This window comes from Synergistaceae bacterium (genome assembly GCA_031272035.1).
In the GTDB taxonomy this organism is placed as follows: domain Bacteria; phylum Synergistota; class Synergistia; order Synergistales; family Aminobacteriaceae; genus JAISSA01.
Genome location: JAISUO010000024.1, coordinates 25738 through 43599 on the forward strand (window position 1 = coordinate 25738; position 17862 = coordinate 43599).

Below are 17862 nucleotides of genomic sequence, written 5' to 3' on the forward strand. Positions count from 1 at the left end.
ATCACTGTCTGCCTGTGCTGCCGAAGCCGCCTTCGCCCCGCTCCGTTTCGTCCAGGTTTTCCGACTCGTCCCAGGTCACCTGACACACCGGAGCGATAACCATCTGAGCCACCCGATCCCCCGGCTCGAAGGTGAAGGGATCCTGCCCCAGGTTCATCACGATGACCTGAATTTCACCCCGATAATCGGCGTCGATGGTTCCCGGGCTGTTGGGCAGGGTAATGCCGTGTTTCAGGGCCAGTCCGCTGCGGGGACGAATCTGAGCCTCATATCCGACGGGAAGCGCAATTCGTATCCCGGTGGAGACGAGAGTCCTCTCTCCCGGCAGCAAAACCACCTCTTCCACCGTACGAAGATCGACCCCAGCCGACGCGGGAGTGGCGTACTCGGGAACGGGAAACTTTTTGGCACGGGCATCGCGCAAAATTGCGACTTTTACTTCCTTCATAACCGATTTTCAATCCTTCTTTCAGATCCTGTTTTACAAATAAGGGCCAGCGGCGCTAATCCCTTCGGGAAGACCTTCCGCCGTGGCGATGATCCCGATCTCGATCACGGTCCCGACCGCCACGGTCGCCTCCCCGGTCCCGGTCGCCGTGATCGTGACGTTCCCGGTCGCCTCGGGGGGCCACAGGGCCCGCGCTTCCGGCGATGCTTTCGATCAGGTTCTCCCGTTCCCGCTCGTTCGGCAGGGCGTCGGCGAAGCCGGCCTCTCTGACCTTTTCCTCATCGGAAACGATACGCCGTCGGGTCAGGTTGACGCGTCCCATGTCGTCGATTTCCTTCACCATGACCAGAACTCTGTCGCCGGGTTTGAAAACGTCCTCCACCTTCGGAATGCGGAACGTGCTGACCTCGCTGAGATGGAGCAGTCCCTCCTTGCCAGGCAGGCACTCCACAAAAGCGCCGAAGGACATCAGCCGCGTCACGGTGCCATAATAAATTTCCCCCGCTTCGGGATTGCGGGTCAGGCCCCGAATGATCGCCAGAGCCTCGTTGACCTGCTCCTGCGTGGGCCCGGCAATGCTAACGTCACCGGAGTCCTCCACGTTGATTCGAACGCCGGTTTTCTGAGTGATACCGCGGATCACCTTGCCCCCGGGGCCGATGACGTCCCGAATTTTTTCGGGGTCGATCGTGGTCTTGTGGATGCGCGGCGCGTTGGGAGACAGGCTCTCCGGCGCGGAAATCCGCGATTCCATTTTATCGAGAATTTCCATGCGGGCCTTTCGCGCCTGGCTCAGGGCGTTCTGCAGAACCTCCCGGGTGATGCCGCCGGCCTTGTTGTCCATCTGAAGCGCCGTAACTCCATCCCGGGTTCCGGCAACCTTGAAGTCCATGTCGCCATAGTGGTCCTCCAGACCCTGAATGTCGGTGAGAACCTGAACTTTATTCCCTTCCTTGATGAGTCCCATGGCCACTCCCGCCACGTGTTTGCGAAGGGGAACCCCCGCGTGCATCATGGACAGGCTGCCGCCGCAGATGCTGGCCTGGGAGCTGGAGCCGTTGGACTCCAGAATGTCCGAGACCACGCGAATCACGTAGGGGAACTCGTTCTCGTCGGGAATCACGTAGCGAAGAGCCCGTTCGGCCAACGCCCCGTGTCCGATCTCCCTGCGTCCGGGGCCTCGCATGGGGCGCACCTCGCCCACCGAGTAGGGCGGGAAGTTGTAGTGCAGAATAAAACGCTTGGCGGGCTCGTCCAGCTTGATGCCGTCGAGAACCTGATCGTCCTCTCCCACCATCCCAAGGGTCGTCACCGCCAGAGCCTGGGTCTCGCCTCGGGTGAAAAGCGCCGAACCGTGCACCCTGGGCAGCACTCCCAGCTCACAGGAAATATCCCGGAGCTGGTCCATGGCCCGACCGTCCACCCGTACGCCCTCGTCAACGATGATGGCCCTCATGATTTTTTTGACCCGCTCGTCCACAAAGGCGGAGATGTAGTCGTTCATGCCGGGACAGGATTCGGCGAAATGCTCCTGAGCGCGTTTTTTCGCCTCGCCGATTCTGTCGGCCCTGGGCTTCTTCTCGTGAATACGAACCCCCGCGTCGATTTCCTGGTCGAGGTTCTCACGGATCCAGTCGTCGATTTCGGGACAGGATACGGGGGGAGCGATTTGAATCTCCGGCTTTCCCACTTCTTCCTTCATCTGCCGGAACAGCGCGATGAGCTTTCGAATTTCGGTCTGAGCCAGCTCCATGGCGTCCACCAGCAAATCCTCGGAAACCTCCTGAGAGCCGGACTCCACCATCGTAATGCCGTCGTCGTGGCCGGCCACCAGCAAATCCAGGGCCGACGACTGCATCTGCTCCTCCGTGGGGTTCACCACCAGCTGCCCCTCGATCAGGCCGATGCGCACCGCCCCCACCGGACCTCCCCAGGGAATGCCGGAAATCGCCAGAGCGGCGGAAGCTCCGTTGATGGCCAGCACGCTGGGCGGATAAATCTGATCCACCGCCATGACCGTGGCCACCACATGAACGTCGTTCCGCATGTTGTCGTCGAAAAGCGACCGGATGGACCGATCCACCACTCTCGCGCTCAGAATCGCCGACTCGGTGGGACGGCCCTCGCGTTTGATAAAACCGCCGGGAATTTTTCCCGCCGAATAATAGCGCTCCTCAAAATCCACCAGCAGCGGGAAAAAATCGATTCCCGTCCGCGCGGTATCCGTGATGCAGGCCGTGGTCAAAATCGTCGTGTCTCCATGTGACGCCAGAACGGCTCCATTTGCCTGCTTCGCCAGTTTTCCCGTTCGGAAGACAAGCGGCTTGTCCCCCAGCAATACGGAAAATTCTTTTTCCATCATTCTCCTCCTCGACACCTTTTTCCTTTTTCAAACGGAATCAGAATAGCACAAGATGAAATTTAGTCCAAGAGATACCAGGGATGTAATAAACTTATAAATGGTATATCATCATTATTCGTGTAACGAGACTTTTTTATTTAAAGGAGGAGGGCCAGTGGCTCTTGTTATATGCAGTATGTGCAAAAGGGCTTTTATCAATGGTCCTCAGGGAGAGGAAATCTGCCCCGACTGCACGACAAAGCTTCAATCGCTCTATCCCGTCGTGAGAAATTTTCTGCGAGACCACGAGAAGGAGGCCTTTACAGCCCACGACGTCAGCCGGATTTTGGGGATTCCCGTTCAAAAGGTGGAGGCGCTGGTTTCAGCGGGAATGATCGACACGATTCATCTCCAGAGCGGCGAGCGCGACTCTTCAGCTTCAAAAAGAACATCGAAACTCGCCCCTCTCGCTCCGGGAGAGGCGGAGACTGTTCTGCGCCGAAACGAAAGCTCCATGCACACCTACACAAAACGACTGGCGGAGGACGACGCGGACGACCGACACAGAGGAGAAAAACGAAGAAAATGACGAAAAAACGGTCGCTTCCCACGCGTTTCCCGCATAAGATTTTTTTCAGAAAACTTGTTCTGTGTCTGGCTGGAGCGGCGCTGCTGTACGCCCTCCCCTCTTTTGCCGACGCCCGGGAGGACGCCGAAAGGATCTTCGCTCTGAACGCGAAACTGCGGCCCGGGACCTCGCTGAACGTGCTGAACCAGCTCCTGGGACCTCCCGCCAACGAACACCGGGTGACCGGCATGGAGAATTTGATTCTTTACACCTGGCTTCACGGCGAGATGGGAGTGGAAATTTACTGCACCGGCGACGTGGCCCACAGAGTGAGCATCACCCTCCCTCTTCCCAGTGAGAGGGAGGTCCCCCGGGCCTTGGACGCGATCACCCGACGGGGACGGTCTCAGTACGGCGTCATGCCCGCCTTCGACCGGACTACAGGCGAGTATTACTGGACGGGCGGAGGCGTTCGTTTCGGTTTTTCGAAGTACAACGCCAGAACGGTGCGAAGTACCTGCATCGCGCTGCGATAAAACATTTTCCTTTTCAATTTGAGGGGGCTGTACGAATTGTCACATTTTTTTCTCAGAGACATACCGTACCCGACAGGGAAATTTTTTCGCGTCGGTTTATTTTTTATTTCTTTCTTTTTTTTCTTTGTCCTTTTTCTCTTCCTGACAGATATGTTCAGCTCCGATGTCCCCTTCGGAGAAGGAGCCCAAATTACGAGAGCTCCGGCCTCCCGATATGACGTCGTTGTCGCCGGAGGCGGGATGGGAGGAATGGCCGCCGCCATACAGGCCGCCCGCCTTGGCGCGGGAGTTCTCGTTCTGGAGCCCGGGGACTGGCTGGGAGGGCAGGCTGTGGCCGCCGGCGTCTCCACCATGGACGACCTGAGCCGTCAGCGCAGCGGACTCTATCTCGAATTCATCTCCCGTCTGAAGGACCATTACGATTCCCTGGGAAAAACCATGGGGACCTGCTACTGGGATCCCCGCAGCCTGGCCTTCGAACCCTCCGTCGGACAGAAAATCCTTCTGGATATGGTGAAGCAGACCCGAAAGGCCAACGCCGAAAAGAAGCGCAGCAAACCCTTCGACATTCTGATGTATTCCTCGGTGACGGAGGTCCACCGCCAGGGAAACACCGTCACCGGCGTCACCCTGCAAAGCCCGGGGGGACGAAAGGACGTCGCCTGCCAGGTCCTCATCGACGCCACCGAATACGGAGACGTTCTGCCCCTTGCCAAAGTGCCCTACCGGGTGGGAAACTCCGCCACGCCCTTTCTGAATGAAAACGCCATGATTCAGGATATCACCTGGGTGGCCATCATTCGCAGTTATCCGGGAGGCATTCCGCCGGAGCTGCGGCCGCTTTCTCCTCTTCCCGGCTACGAGGAGGCGAAGCGCAACTATGAAAGCTACGTGACCTCGGACGGCATGAACTTCAAGGGAACCTACCCCGTTGTACTCCCCGTCAATTTCGTCACTCACAACGCCTACCGCGGACTTCCCGACTCCTCCACGCCCTGGAATTACGACGGGCGGGCGGAGAACCGCGGGCTTATCTCGAAATGCGGCGTCAACTGGGGAAACGACTATCCGGGAAAAGACAGCTGGAACGGCGACACGGGGCTGCCCGCGGCCTATCTGGAGGACAGGACCCTGAGGGATCGGATCGAGAAGGACGCCCTCGTCAAGACCCTGCACTTTATCTATTACATGCAAAACGAACTGGGGGAAAACTGGTCCGTCGCCAACGACGAATACGACCACTCCCAGCTGCCCGCGGCCGCCGCGGACCTGCCCGACGAATGGAAGGAAATCGCCCGGCGAATGCCCCCCATTCCCTACGTCAGAGAATCCCGGCGCATGGCGGGCGCCCACACCCTCACCTCGGCGGAGCTTCTCCAAAACTCCCTAAGCTACCGGGACGGCCAGACCAGCCACGAGTTTTCCGACGCCATCGCCATAGGCGGCTATATTCTGGACCTCCACGGCGCGGATACGGACGACCGGATGGAGTGGGACTTCGGCGAAAGGGCAAATTCCATGGAGACCAACCGTCCCCGGGGGCCCTTTCAGGTGCCTTTGGACATTCTCATTCCAAAAAACCTCGACGGTTTCCTGGCCGCTGAGAAGAATCTTTCCATGACGCGACTGGCCGCGGGAGCTCTGCGTCTGCAGCCCATCTGCATGATGGTCGGTCAGGCCGCGGGAGCTTTGGCCGCGCTGGCGGCGGAGAGCGGCCTCCCCCCCAGGGAGGTCCCCCCCGTTCGGGTCCAGAGAGCGCTGCTGGAGGCCAACGTTCTTCTGTCCCTTTGCAAATACTCCGACGTGCCACCGGAACATCCCTTTTTCCGGGCCGTGCAGCTTTCCAACCTCTACGAACTGCTGCCCCCTCTGGAGCCTCCTCACGCGCCTTCCTACAACATCAGCGATTTGGACGATCCCGTGCTGGCCATGGCTGTCATTCGCGGGGCCGACAAGGGGATTTTCGGGGTGGACCAGCTCATTACGCGGAGGGAAATGTTTTCGATGCTGAGTAAAGCCCGTCTTGCGTCGAGAACCTCAAAAGGCGTCGAGCCGGCGGAGAAGGAAAACCCGGAACGATTCGTTTCACGGGGAGAATTTGTCGAGTCCCTTCGGGAAACCTTCGGACTCGAAAAGGGCTCTCGCCCTTCATCCTCCCTTGTCAAAATTCCGAAGGAGCATCGTTTTTTTGACGCCATCGATACTCTGGCCGCTCTGGGGATTCTGGACCTCTATCGTCCGGAATTTTATCCCGCCCGTCCCATCACCCGGGGAGAAGCTGTGGAAATGCTCATGAAAGCCATGACGGTGAACGATCAGGCATAAATGCACTATACAATTTCTCTGGTGCAGGAACAACCCGCCCGCTCTCCCGCGTGAACGGCGACCCCGTCCACCAGAGGAGGTTTCTCCCAGGGGACGAAGCGCCCCTCCAGTTTTCGGTGCGCGGGGCAGCAGCCATTGCGCCCCGCGTGCCAGATATATCCCATTGAACCGGCTGCCATCGCCTGTCGTTTCTGGAACTCGAAACGCTCTTCCGCCTGCCGGTCCGCGAGAGTGTCGCCCCCTCGTTCCCCCTCCGGTGGCGCAAAAGGGTTGTTTCGGCGTCTTCCGGACCTCCCATCGCGGCTTCTGTCGCTGCCCCTGAAGGGACGGCCGAATACACTCAGAAACAGGGAAAAAAGAAAAAACCAAAAAATCAAACGAATAATGCCGCATCGCTCCTTCATATTCCAAAAGACTTCCGCTTTGGAATTGGACACCATTGTATCAGAGAGACCCTGTGGAACATACGAAAAAAGGAGGGCCGAAGCCCCCCTTTTTCCGTTTCTTATGCTGTGCTGCCTCGAAAGCGATTCCGTGCTAGAAGGAAACGAAGGTGCGGAAACGAAGAACCTGAGGATCCGGGAAGTGCAGATTGTCGTCCGAGTCGAAGGCGCTGTAGGCCAGGCCGAACTGAACGTTGGGATTATACCTGTAGATCACGCCCAAAGCGTAGTTCATGGTGTCGCCGCCCGCCCCGTCGAAGGAGTAGTTCGACACATAGAGGAACGTGGACCATTTGTCGTTCCAGGACTGCTTCGCGCCTGCGCGCCAGATGGACAGATCGTCGGTGATGACCGAAGGAACGCCGCTGCCCCGCCGTCCCGTCAGGGACCCGCTGTCCGTGCCGCCGAGAACCAGAGCGCCCTCGTTGGGAAGCACGAAGCCCTTCTCCAGGGAATCATACTCCAGCCACAGGCTCGTAAATTTGAGGAGGTCCTGCTTCACATCCACGATGGCTCTGAAGGCGCTGCGCCTGTCCGCCGTGAAGTCGTCCACAGCCCTGCCGTTCATCGAGTAATCGGCGTTCTGGTAGAAATACTGGCCCTTCAGCTCCACGTTGTTGCTGAAGTTGAAACGCAAACCGGCGTAAGCCGTCCAGAGGTTGTCGAAATCACAGGTAAGCGAATTTCCCAGGGACACTTTTGTCTGATCGTCGCCCAGGAAGTACTGACCGCCGACGTCAAAGCCCCACTGCTCCGTAAACTGCAGAGCCGCGTGCAGACCCAGTTCCCAGAAAGAAGCGTCCACATCATGACCGTACACGCCCGGATTGATGGAGGAGCGAGACACATAGGCGTTCACTCGTCCCAGGCCGAAACTCCTGCTCCAGCCCAGTCCTTCCATGGTACGATCGGTCAGCCAGGCGTCCAGCCCGAATCCGATATTTTCCGAGAAGTTCGTCTCGCCGTCCAGGTAGTATTTGGACTCGTTGTCCACGAGAAAGCGGCCGACTGTCAGAGTGGAATCCCACCAGGCCGGAAACTCCACATAGAATTTGTTGAACTGAATGTTTGAGGATTTCGTGTAAGCGTCCTGTCCGTCGTTGATGCGGATGTACAGGTGCATCCCGTCGTCCTCGCCAAACCAGCGATTGATTTCCAGGCGGCTTCTGGCGAAGGCTGCGCCGCTCTCGTCATCAAGGTCGTTCTGACCGTAGCCCACGCTGTAGAGGTCAAAACGAATGGAACCACCAAGTTTCCAACCGCCCAGGCGATTTTCCAGCTTCGTGAAACGACCGTCAAAACTGTCGATTTTCACGCCGAGAGCGTCCAGCTCATCCTTGAACTCCACGACGAGTTTCTTCAGCATCTCCACGTCCTGACGGCTGGCTTTGGAAGTATCCACAAGCGCCAGAGCCCGGGCGACGGTGGAAGCCATCTCGTAGCGGGTCGTGGGCTGTTTGCCCTTATACGTGCCATCCGGATAACCGGAGATAATGCCCTTTGCCGTGAGCTGGCCAATCGCGTCATGGGACCAGTGGTTCAGAGGAACGTCGATAAAGGGATTTGTCGACGCAAAAACCGGTGTGGTCACAAAAAAAGCAACTGCCAGATATGCCGCTGCCGCATATTTTTTCATACTGAAATAACCCCCTAAAAATATTGCACTGACATTCTGATCTTCCGCTCGATTCTTCAGCCGAGCAACCCTGGAGAGTCCGGGAGTAAAGTTACCTTGTTTCCTTTCTCCCGTTCACAGGTTCCATTCACAGGTTCAAGGCCGCGAATCTGCTTCAGATCTTCCACATGCATACTACAGTAAGGCATCTAATAAGTTTTCAGCCTTATTACTACTTAATTTATAAGTAATATTTACTATAAGTACCAGTTTATAAAGAAATTAGAATGCAAAAATATAATTTATCTTTGTTATAAAAGAATTTATAAAATTATTTTTTCATTTATTTTTCTAAATCTGTTATTACAAATGCCATAATAGATCAAATATAATATTTTATGATCGTTTCATATCGATAAATGCTACATTAAAAAAAGAGGGCCGAAGCCCTCTCTTCCTTATAACCGCGACTGTCGAAAAATACCATAAAACACCCCATCAAAAAAGGAGGGCCGAAGCCCTCCTCTCTTTTTGCCTTGAACTGAAACCGTTTCGCTTCGATTAGAAGGAGATGAACGTACGGAAACGGATAACGCTGGGATCCTTGAAGAAGCTGGTATTCTTCAGCTCGTCGTCGGAATCGAAAGCGCTGTAGACCAGACCGAACTGGACGTTGGGGTTGTACTTGTAGATCAGGCCGATGGCATAGTGCATAGCGCTTGCATCCGTCTCGTCGAAGGAGTAATTGGACACATACAGCAACGTGGTGAACTTGTCGTTCCACACCTGCTTGGCGCCAATCCGCCAAATGCTCAGGTCGTCCCACATAACGGAAGGAGTACCGGAACCGGGGATTCCCGACTCGCCATGGTCGAAAGCGTTGGGTTCCGTACCGCCCAGAACCAGCGCGCCGCCGTTGGGGATGACGAAGTTCTCTTCCAGGTAGTCATACTCCAGCCACAGGCTGGTGAACTTCAGCAGGCTCTGCTTCACGTCGATAATGGCGCGGAACGCGCTGGCGCTGTCGATATCAACATCTCTGCCGGCCACCGACACATCCGCATCCTGATAGTAGAACAGACCCTTCAGCTCGATGTTGTTGTTGAAGTTGAAGCGAAGACCCGCAAAAACCGTCCACATGGAGTCAAACTCGAAATCTCCAACCTTGGACCTGTCGTCGCCCGCAAAATACTGAGCGCCGATGTCAAAGCCCCACTTCTCGGTGAACTGCAGTTCGCCCATCACGAAAAGTTCCCAGGCGCCGACGCCATAGGTCGTATACTTGTTCTCCGCAGTATCGTAAGTGAAATAAGAGGTTACTGTGGGTTTCGCCACATAAGCGCTGACTCTGCCCAGACCAAAGCTCTTCCTCCAACCCAGACCGTCAACGGTGCGGTCGGTCAGCCAGGAGTCCTGGCCGTGGCCCATGTTCTCGGAGAAGTTCGTCGTGCCGTTAAGGTAGTAAGCCGACTCCATGTCCCAGGCAAAGCGACCCACTGTCAGCGTGGAATCCCACCAGACGGGGACTTCAATAAACAACTTGTTGAACGTAATCGTATTGACCTTCGTATAAAGGTCCTGTCCGTCGTTGATACGGATGTAGAGGTGCATCCCCTCATCCTCGCCGAACCAGCGCTGAATTTCCAGACGGGTCCGGGCGAACGCCGCGCCGCTCAGGTCGTCCAGATCATCGCTGTCATAGCTCAGATTGTAGAAGTCGAAACGAATGGAGCCACCAAGTTTCCATCCGCCCAGACGGCCCTCAATCTTCTTCAGACGGGCATCAAAGGTGTCAACCTTCACTCCAAGAGCGTCCAGTTCATCTTTGAACTCGACGACGAGCTTCTTCAGCATCTCCACGTCCTGCTTGCTGGCCTTCGTCATATCGACAACAGCCAGAGCGCGGGCGAGGGCGGAAGCCATCTCGTAACGGGTCGTGGGCTGCTTGCCCTTGTAGGTGCCATCGGGATAACCGGAAAGGATACCCTTGGCCGCAAGCTGACCGATCGCATCATAAGCCCAATGGTTCAGCGGAACGTCCATAAACGGATTCGTCGCCGCAAAAACGGGCGCCGCAACAGCGAGCAACGCAACTACTGCTACCAGTACTGCACACTTTTTCATTTAACTTTACCCCCTTGAGTTTTGTACTGCCTGTATCGCGTCTTCCGAATTTCTTCGGCTTCGATCCAGATCACTCGATCTTCCGAAGGGGGCCGGATAAAGTTTCCTTGTTCCCTTTCCCGCGTCCCCGGCGTTTCTCGACCTTTCTGAATTTTGCTTTCGAATCTTCCGACGCCTTCTTTACGATTCGCTCTCCTTATTGGCTGACGGGGGAGTTGCACCTCACTTTCCTGCCTGTCGGGAATATCTGCGAATCACAGAAGCAAAAGAAATAAAACCACACAAACTGCGTAAATTATCCTACACCAAAAAAGTTTTTTTACATGAGACTTTAGAATCAATTTATAAGAGACTTTACGCCCTAAAAGACCTAGGGGAACTTTCAGGCCAGCTTCTTTTCCAGCAGCGCAAGCTCCTCTTTCAGCTTCGACGGCAGAGTATCGCCGAATTTGGCGTAGAACTCGTGAATACCCTTCACTTCTTCGTTCCACAGGGATTTATCCACGGAAAGCAGCCCTTTCAGCGTGTCTCTGGAGACGTCCAGACCCTCCAGATTGATGTCCTCCGGCCTCGGAAGCCAGCCGATGGGGCTGTCCACCGCCTCCGCCTCGTCGAAGGCCCTGGCCATGATCCACTCCAGCACCCTCATGTTGTCGCCGTAGCCGGGCCAGATGAAGTTGCCCTCGTCGTCGGTGCGGAACCAGTTGACGTTGAAAATTTTCGGCGGGTTGGGGATCTTTTTCCCCATCTCCAGCCAGTGGGCGAAGTAGTCGGCCATATTGTAGCCGCAGAAGGGCAGCATCGCCATGGGGTCGCGTCGGACGACTCCCACCGCTCCCGCCGCCGCGGCCGTCGTTTCGCTTCCCATGATGGAGCCCACGAACACGCCGTGGTCCCAGCTTCGGGACTGATAGACCAGGGGAGCGGTTTTCGCGCGGCGTCCTCCGAAGATAATCGCGGAGATCGGCACACCCTCCGGGGCTTCGAATTTGGGGGAAATGCAGGGGCACTGACGGGCCGGCGCGGTGAAGCGGCTGTTGGGGTGCGCGCCCTTGGAGCCGTCGGAGGCGTCCCATTTTTCACCCTTCCAGTTGAGGGCGTTCTTCGGGGGGTTCTTGTCCCAGCCCTCCCACCAGATGGTGTTGTCGTCCAGATTTTGCACGACGTTGGTAAAAATAGTGTTCTTCTGGCAGGTGAGCATGGCGTTGGGGTTGGACTTCATGTTGGTGCCAGGGGCGACGCCGAAGAAACCGGCCTCCGGGTTCACCGCCCACAGCCTGCCGTCCGGGCCAACCCGCAGCCAGGCGATGTCGTCTCCCACGCACCAGACCTTATAGCCCTTCTTCCTGTAAATCTCCGGCGGAATCAGCATGGCCAGGTTGGTTTTGCCGCAGGCGGAGGGAAAAGCGCCGGTGAGGTAGCGAACCTCGCCTTTGGGATTTTCCAGCCCCAGAATCAGCATATGCTCCGCCATCCAGCCCTCCGTTTTCCCCAGATGGGAGGCTATGCGCAGCGCGAAGCACTTTTTGCCCAGCAGCACGTTTCCGCCGTAACCGGAGTTGATGGACCAGATGGCGTTGTCCTCCGGGAACTGGACGATGTAACGGTCCTCTTCGCTGAGGGTCGCCTTGGAGTGCAGGCCCTTCGTAAAGTCGGAGGGGTCTTTGGCGGCGTCCAGGCATTTCAGCACACGGGTCCCGATGCGGGTCATAATGGCCATGTTCAGCACCACGTAAATGGAATCGGTGAGCTCGACTCCGAACTTCGCAAAGGGAGACTCCGGGACGGTCATGGAAAAGGGAATCACGTACATCGTTCGGCCCTTCATCGAGCCATCGTAAAGTTTACGCAGCTTCGCGTACATCTCGACGGGATCCATCCAGTTGTTGGTGGGGCCGGCGTCCTCTTTCCGGCGCGAACAGATGAAGGTCCGCTGCTCCACCCGCGCCACGTCGTTTAAAGCGGAACGGTGCAGGTAGCAGCCCGGCAGCTTCTCCTGATTCAGCGCGATAATTTCACCCGAACTCACACTTTGCGCCCGCAGGTCGGCGAGCTGCTCCTCAGAACCATCAATCCATACGACCGCATCCGGCTTCGTCATGGCGGCCATTTCTTCCACCCAGGCGTTGACTGCTTTGTTCTTAGTCAGTGACAAAATAAACATCCCTTCCGCAGAGAATTTTTTACTATATTATTCACTGATAACTCAAATCAGATAAAATTGTACTCCGTTCACAAAATAAGACAAGTATTCCAAAAATATACTTCTTCGTCCCTTAGGGTCCGGCGCGCCCCGGTAGGCTATAATTCAAACGGGCAGGAGGCCCGCTGGATTTCGAACTGGAATGAGGAGATGTTGACAGATGGCAATACTGCAAAATCGAGTTATAAAGACGTGCCTGTGCTGCGCGGCCCTGGTCGCGGCTCTGTCCGCGCCGCCGACGAACCGGACGGCTCCGGCGGAGGCCAGAGAGGCCAGAATCGTGGTGGATTTTCTCTACTCCGAAGCCAGGGAGTTCAGTGAAGGGCTGGCTGCGGTGAAATCCAACGACATGTGGGGCTATATCGACCACAGGGGGAAGGTCGTCATTCCCTTTGAATACAGCGTTCCGGAGGTGGGATATTTTTCCGGAGGTTTCGCCTTCACGGGAAGCAGTTTTATCGACAGGGAAGGAACGATCGCCTTTGACGGAAAATCCTTCGAGAGTGCCCGTTCCTTTTCGGAGGGGCTGGCTGCGGTGCAGTTCGACGGGCTGTGGGGCTACATCGATTCCACGGGAAAATACGCGCTTCCGCCCGCCTGGGAGGCCGCGGGAGATTTTTCCGGAGGAATGGCTCCCGTTAAAAAGGAGGGATTGTGGGGTTACATCGACGTTCGGGGACGTATGCTGATCAGCCCGCGTTTTCTTCGAGCCGAAGCCTACAGCGGAGAAACGGCGGCTGTGGACTACGAGGGGAAAGTCGGCTACATCGACCGGTCCGGACGGTTCGCGGTGAGCCCGCGTTACGACGAGGGCGGTCCCTTCCACAACGGCCGGGCGGCGGTTCGGGGTCCGTCCCCGCAGGGGGACTGGGGTTATCTGGACGCCCTGGGGCAGGAGACGATTTCCCGCCGCTTCAACGCGGCCGGAACCTTCAGCGATGGACTGGCTCCGGTGGCCACGGACGCGCGCTGGGGCTATATCGACGTCAACGGGAAAATCATCCTGGACGCCATCTACGACGGCGCGCGCCCCTTCAGTGAAGGTCTGGCCGCGGTGGAGCGGGAAAACAAGTGGGGTTACATCCGGGTCCGGTAGGCATCATTTATTATCCAGCTTCGCCAGTTCCTCCCACAGCTCCTTCTGCCGTTCCGTAAGATATTTGGGTATGGCGATCTCGATGCGAACGAACAGGTCGCCATTGCTGCTCTTCTCCCGACGCGGAAGCCCTTTGCCCCTCAGCCGGAGTTTCTGCCCCCCCTGAATGCCGGGGGGAAGTTTCATTTCGACGACGCCGCTGGGGGTTTCCACGTTCACCCTGCCGCCCAGCACCGCCATCGCGGGCGTCACCTTCACCGTACGGGTGAGATTGTGCCCGTCCACCTCGAACACGGGGTCAGGGGCAATATGGAGGGTTACATAAATGTCGCCGCCTCTGGGGGATTTGCCCGGCAGGCGTATGCGGGATCCTTCCACCACGCCCCGGGGCAGATTGACGTTGATCGTCTGCGCCTCGGAGCCGGAGCTCAGACGAAGGGGCAGGGCCTTCGTTCCCCCCTGGATCACGTCCTCCAGGGAAAGGGTCAGCTCCACCTCGCTGTCCCGCTGAATGGGTCGGGAGCGTCCGGAGACCGTGGGGCCCTTGCCTCCGGCAAACATGTCTCCCAGCCCGCCGCCGCCGAAAATCGTTCTGAAAAAGTCGCTGAAGTCGCCCAGGTCGCCGCCAAACTCCACCTGAGGCCCGCCGTTCATTGAGGAGCCCCAGCCCGGCGGAGGGGTAAAATCCTGCCCCTGCTCCCAGTTTGCCCCCAGCGTGTCGTATTTGACCCGTTTATCCGGGTCCTTCAGGACCTCGTAGGCCTCGTTGATTTCTCTGTAACGGACGTCCGCGTTTTTTTCCTTCGACACGTCCGGATGGTATTTTTTCGCCAGCTTCCGATACGCTTTGCGAATATCTTCCTGCGATGCCGTGCGCGGCACGCCAAGAATTTCATAATAGTCTTTGTACTGCACGGCCATAGTTATCCACCCCCGCTGACCTCCCGGGGTTTTTGCGCCGATTCGGAATCAGCGCCTCCAAATCGGCGCCGGTCTTCATCCCCGGTCAGTCGAAAAGCTTTTTAAATTTATCGAAGATCCCCTCTTCGGAGGAGACGGGGACCTTCATTTCATGGGCCAGTTCGTTCACAAGGGACCTCTGTTTATCGGTGAGCTTCGAGGGAACGTCGATAAACACGTGCACATAAAGATCTCCCCGTCCCCTGGCTCCCCGCAGCCGGGGCATACCCAGGCCCTTAACCTTCAGGACCCGGCCCTGCGTGGTCCCCGGGGGAATGTCGATTTTTTCCATTCCGTCGATGAGCGTGGGAATCTCCACAGAGGTCCCCAGAACCGCCTGAGGCCAGGTGAGAAGCAGCCGGCTGTGCAGGTCTCCGCCGTCCCGTTCGAAGCTTTTGTGACGCTCCACCTCCAGAACGAGAAATAGATCTCCGGAGGGCCCTCCGTTTGTCCCTCCCTCTCCCTCGCCGGCGATTCGCAGACGCGTCCCCGTTTCCACTCCCGCCGGAATTTTGACCTCGACTTTGTGATTGTCCCGAACCTGTCCCCGACCGCCGCATTCCGGACAGTGCTCCGCGATGACCTTTCCCTTTCCCTGACAGCGCGGGCAGGTATTGACGGAGACGAACTGACCGAAGGGAGTACGCTGGACGTTTTCAACCTGTCCGCGTCCGCCGCAGGTCTCGCAGGTTCTGGGAGACGTCCCCGGCTTCGCCCCCGTTCCGCCGCAAGCCGAACAGGAGTCCCACCGGGGGATTTCCACAGTACGGGTCACGCCGTTGGCCGCGTCCAGCAGCGTAACGCCCACGTTCATTTCCAGATCCGCGCCGCGCCGCGGCGCGTGGGGATCCGCCCGTCGTCCCCCCATACCGCCGGTGAACACCTGTTCGAACAGATCCCCGAAAAGATCTCCGAAACCCCCGCCAAATCCTCCGCCCTCGAAGGGATTTCCCGTCGTTCCGTCGGTGGTGCCGAACTGGTCGTACCGGGCGCGTTTTTCGGGATCCCCGATGACGGAATAGGCCGCGTTGATTTTCTTGAACTTCTCCTCAGCCTCCGGGTTATTGCGGTTCGTGTCCGGATGATACTTACGAACAAGCTGCCGGTAGGCTTTTTTTATGTCTGCCTGCGAGGCGTCGCGCGAAACTTCCAGGATCTGATACAAATCTTCCAATTTACAAAACACCCCGTAACAAGAGAAAACTGTAAAGAAACGGAGAAAGGATTCTGCCTCTCTCTGCGCAATCCGTCAGATTATAACACTCCCGCCGGACCCTCATTCCTTCACCGGGGAGGCGGAGATCAGGGGCGTCACTTTCCCTGATCCGTGAACTCGGCGTCGACGGTGTCATTTCCCGCGCTTCCGCCCGAATCGCCTGAACTCGGGCTGGACCCTACGCTTCCGCCCTCCTGATACAGACGGGTCGAGAAGCCCTGGAGCGCCTTGTTCAGAACGGATTTCGCCTTCTCCAGTTTTTCCACGTCCTCCGACTGGGCGGCCTGTTTCAGCTCCTCGATGGCGGAGTTGATCCGGCCCTTTTCGTCGGCGGTCATCTTGTCACTCTGCTCCGACACCAGCTTCTCCGCGGCGAAGAGAGCCGCATCCGCTTCGTTGCGGGCCTCGATGAGCAGACGTTTTTTGCTGTCCTCGTCGGCGTGGGAGTCCGCGTCGTTTTTCATGCGCTCGATCTCCTCCTTGGAGAGGTTGGAGGACTGGATCGTGATCTTCTGGTTCTTGCCCGTCCCCTTGTCCCGGGCCGTGACGTTCAGAATACCGTTGACGTCGATGTTGAACGTGACCTCGATCTGAGGTATGCCCCGGGGCGCGGGAGGAATGCCGTCCAAAACGAACTGCCCCAGCCTCACGTTATCGCTGGCCATGGCCCGCTCGCCCTGCAGAACCAGAATTTCCACCTGGGTCTGGTTGTTCCCCGCCGTGGTGAACACCTGGCTCTTGGACACGGGGATAGCCGTGTTGCGCTCAATGATTTTCGTGAACACGCCGCCCAGCGTTTCAAGGCCCAGGGACAGGGGGGTGACATCCACCAGGACGATGTCCTTGTGCTCGCCCTTCAGAATCGCTCCCTGAATGGCCGCCCCCGCGGCGACGCACTCGTCGGGGTTGATCCCCTTCGTCGGCTCCTTGCCCAGCAGCTCGACGATCTTCTTCTGAACCATGGGCATACGGGTCGAACCGCCCACCAGAAGGATCTTGTTGATCTCCTCCACCTTGAGGCCGGAGTCTTCGATGGCGCGCTTGGTGGGATTGATGGTGCGGTCCATCAGGTCTGACGTCATTTCCTCAAACTTGGCCCGGGAGAGTTTCATTTCCAGATGCTTGGGTCCGGCCTGATTCGCGGTGATGAAGGGCAGGGAAATCGTGGTCTCCATCATGGAGGACAGCTCCACCTTGGCCTTCTCCGCCGCCTCCCGCAGACGCTGCATGGCCATGCGGTCGTTCTTCAGGTCGACGCCTTCCATCTTCTTGAACTCGGCGGTCATCCAGTCCACGATGCGGTTGTCCCAGTCATCGCCCCCCAGCCGGTTGTCGCCGGAGGTGGAGAGCACCTCGAACACGCCCTCGCCCACGTCCAGAATCGAGACGTCGAAGGTTCCGCCGCCCAGGTCGAACACCAGAATTTTATGCTCTTCCTGCTTGTTCTCTCCGTAGGCCAGGCAGGCGGCCGTGGGTTCGTTGATGATGCGCAGCACTTCCATGCCCGCGATGGTTCCCGCGTCCTTGGTGGCCTGACGCTGAGCGTCCGTGAAATAGGCCGGAACCGTGATGACCGCCTGAGTCACCGGCTCGCCGAGGTACTCTTCGGCGTCGTGTTTCAGCTTCTGCAGGATCATGGCGGAAATTTCCTGCGGCGTATATTTCTTGTCGTCGATGGTGACGCGGTAATCCGTGCCCATTTCTCTCTTGATGGAAATAATGGTGCGGTCCGCGTTGACGATCGCCTGACGTTTGGCGAGCTGCCCCACAAGGCGCTCTCCTTCTTTCGTAAAAGCGACCACGGAAGGGGTCGTCCTCATTCCCTCCGCGTTGGCGATAATGGTGGTCTGGTCCCCCTCCTGTATCGCGATGCAGCTGTTCGTCGTTCCAAGATCGATTCCCACTACTTTAGACATATCTCCATTCCCCCTGAAGTGATTTCATCTGATTTTCCTGATTTTCTTTAATTCTTATATCTGATTTCTTA

13 protein-coding genes are annotated in these 17862 nt (G+C 57.4%); 4 read left to right on the forward strand and 9 right to left on the reverse strand.

Going from position 1 to position 17862, the window contains the following annotated elements; translation table 11 throughout:
* Position 1: 1 nt before the first annotated feature.
* Together dut and LBR61_02695 are read right to left on the reverse strand one after the other, a co-directional pair.
* Positions 2 to 448 carry a dUTP diphosphatase gene (gene dut, locus LBR61_02690; GenBank protein ID MDR1730979.1) on the reverse strand — a complete coding sequence of 149 codons (447 nt, stop codon included), beginning with the start codon at positions 446 to 448 and terminating at the stop codon, positions 2 to 4.
* Positions 449 to 503: 55 nt separating this feature from the next.
* Complete coding sequence (locus LBR61_02695) at positions 504 to 2807, reverse strand: polyribonucleotide nucleotidyltransferase (GenBank protein ID MDR1730980.1); 2304 nt, start codon at positions 2805 to 2807, stop codon at positions 504 to 506.
* Positions 2808 to 2964: 157 nt separating this feature from the next.
* On the opposite strand from LBR61_02695, the gene LBR61_02700 reads away from it, so the two are divergent.
* From LBR61_02700 to LBR61_02710, 3 genes are all read left to right on the forward strand, one after another.
* Complete coding sequence (locus tag LBR61_02700) at positions 2965 to 3378, forward strand: hypothetical protein (protein ID MDR1730981.1); 414 nt, start codon at positions 2965 to 2967, stop codon at positions 3376 to 3378.
* Positions 3375 to 3893 carry a hypothetical protein gene (locus tag LBR61_02705; protein MDR1730982.1) on the forward strand — a complete coding sequence of 173 codons (519 nt, stop codon included), beginning with the start codon at positions 3375 to 3377 and terminating at the stop codon, positions 3891 to 3893. The genes LBR61_02700 and LBR61_02705 overlap by 4 nt, the downstream gene beginning before the upstream one ends.
* A 150-nt stretch (positions 3894 to 4043) precedes the next feature.
* Positions 4044 to 6218 carry an FAD-dependent oxidoreductase gene (locus tag LBR61_02710; GenBank protein MDR1730983.1) on the forward strand — a complete coding sequence of 725 codons (2175 nt, stop codon included), beginning with the start codon at positions 4044 to 4046 and terminating at the stop codon, positions 6216 to 6218.
* A gap of 5 nt (positions 6219 to 6223) precedes the next feature.
* Here the strand turns inward: LBR61_02710 and LBR61_02715 are convergent, their stop codons facing one another.
* The 4 genes from LBR61_02715 to LBR61_02730 form a co-directional block, all read right to left on the reverse strand.
* Positions 6224 to 6622 (reverse strand): hypothetical protein, encoded by a 399-nt coding sequence (locus tag LBR61_02715; GenBank protein ID MDR1730984.1) that lies wholly within the window; start codon positions 6620 to 6622, stop codon positions 6224 to 6226.
* 133 nt (positions 6623 to 6755) lie between these two features.
* Positions 6756 to 8297: an S-layer homology domain-containing protein gene (locus LBR61_02720; protein ID MDR1730985.1), complete on the reverse strand. Its 1542-nt coding sequence runs from the start codon at positions 8295 to 8297 to the stop codon at positions 6756 to 6758.
* A 540-nt stretch (positions 8298 to 8837) separates the two neighbouring features.
* Positions 8838 to 10364: an S-layer homology domain-containing protein gene (locus LBR61_02725; GenBank protein MDR1730986.1), complete on the reverse strand. Its 1527-nt coding sequence runs from the start codon at positions 10362 to 10364 to the stop codon at positions 8838 to 8840.
* A 418-nt stretch (positions 10365 to 10782) separates the two neighbouring features.
* Positions 10783 to 12555, reverse strand: a complete 1773-nt coding sequence (locus tag LBR61_02730; GenBank protein ID MDR1730987.1) for a phosphoenolpyruvate carboxykinase (GTP) — start codon at positions 12553 to 12555, stop codon at positions 10783 to 10785.
* A 208-nt stretch (positions 12556 to 12763) separates the two neighbouring features.
* On the opposite strand from LBR61_02730, the gene LBR61_02735 reads away from it, so the two are divergent.
* A complete protein-coding gene (locus LBR61_02735; protein ID MDR1730988.1) occupies positions 12764 to 13699 on the forward strand; it encodes a WG repeat-containing protein in 936 nt (311 codons plus the stop codon).
* Between the two features lie 3 nt (positions 13700 to 13702).
* Here the strand turns inward: LBR61_02735 and LBR61_02740 are convergent, their stop codons facing one another.
* The 3 genes from LBR61_02740 to dnaK form a co-directional block, all read right to left on the reverse strand.
* Positions 13703 to 14620 (reverse strand): DnaJ domain-containing protein, encoded by a 918-nt coding sequence (locus LBR61_02740; GenBank protein ID MDR1730989.1) that lies wholly within the window; start codon positions 14618 to 14620, stop codon positions 13703 to 13705.
* Positions 14621 to 14705: 85 nt separating this feature from the next.
* On the reverse strand, positions 14706 to 15833 hold the full coding sequence (gene dnaJ / locus LBR61_02745; protein MDR1730990.1) for a molecular chaperone DnaJ: 1128 nt from the start codon (positions 15831 to 15833) through the stop codon (positions 14706 to 14708).
* A 137-nt stretch (positions 15834 to 15970) separates the two neighbouring features.
* Entirely contained in the window at positions 15971 to 17791 is a 1821-nt protein-coding gene (gene dnaK, locus LBR61_02750) for a molecular chaperone DnaK (protein ID MDR1730991.1), read from the reverse strand.
* Between the last annotated feature and the right edge of the window lie 71 nt (positions 17792 to 17862).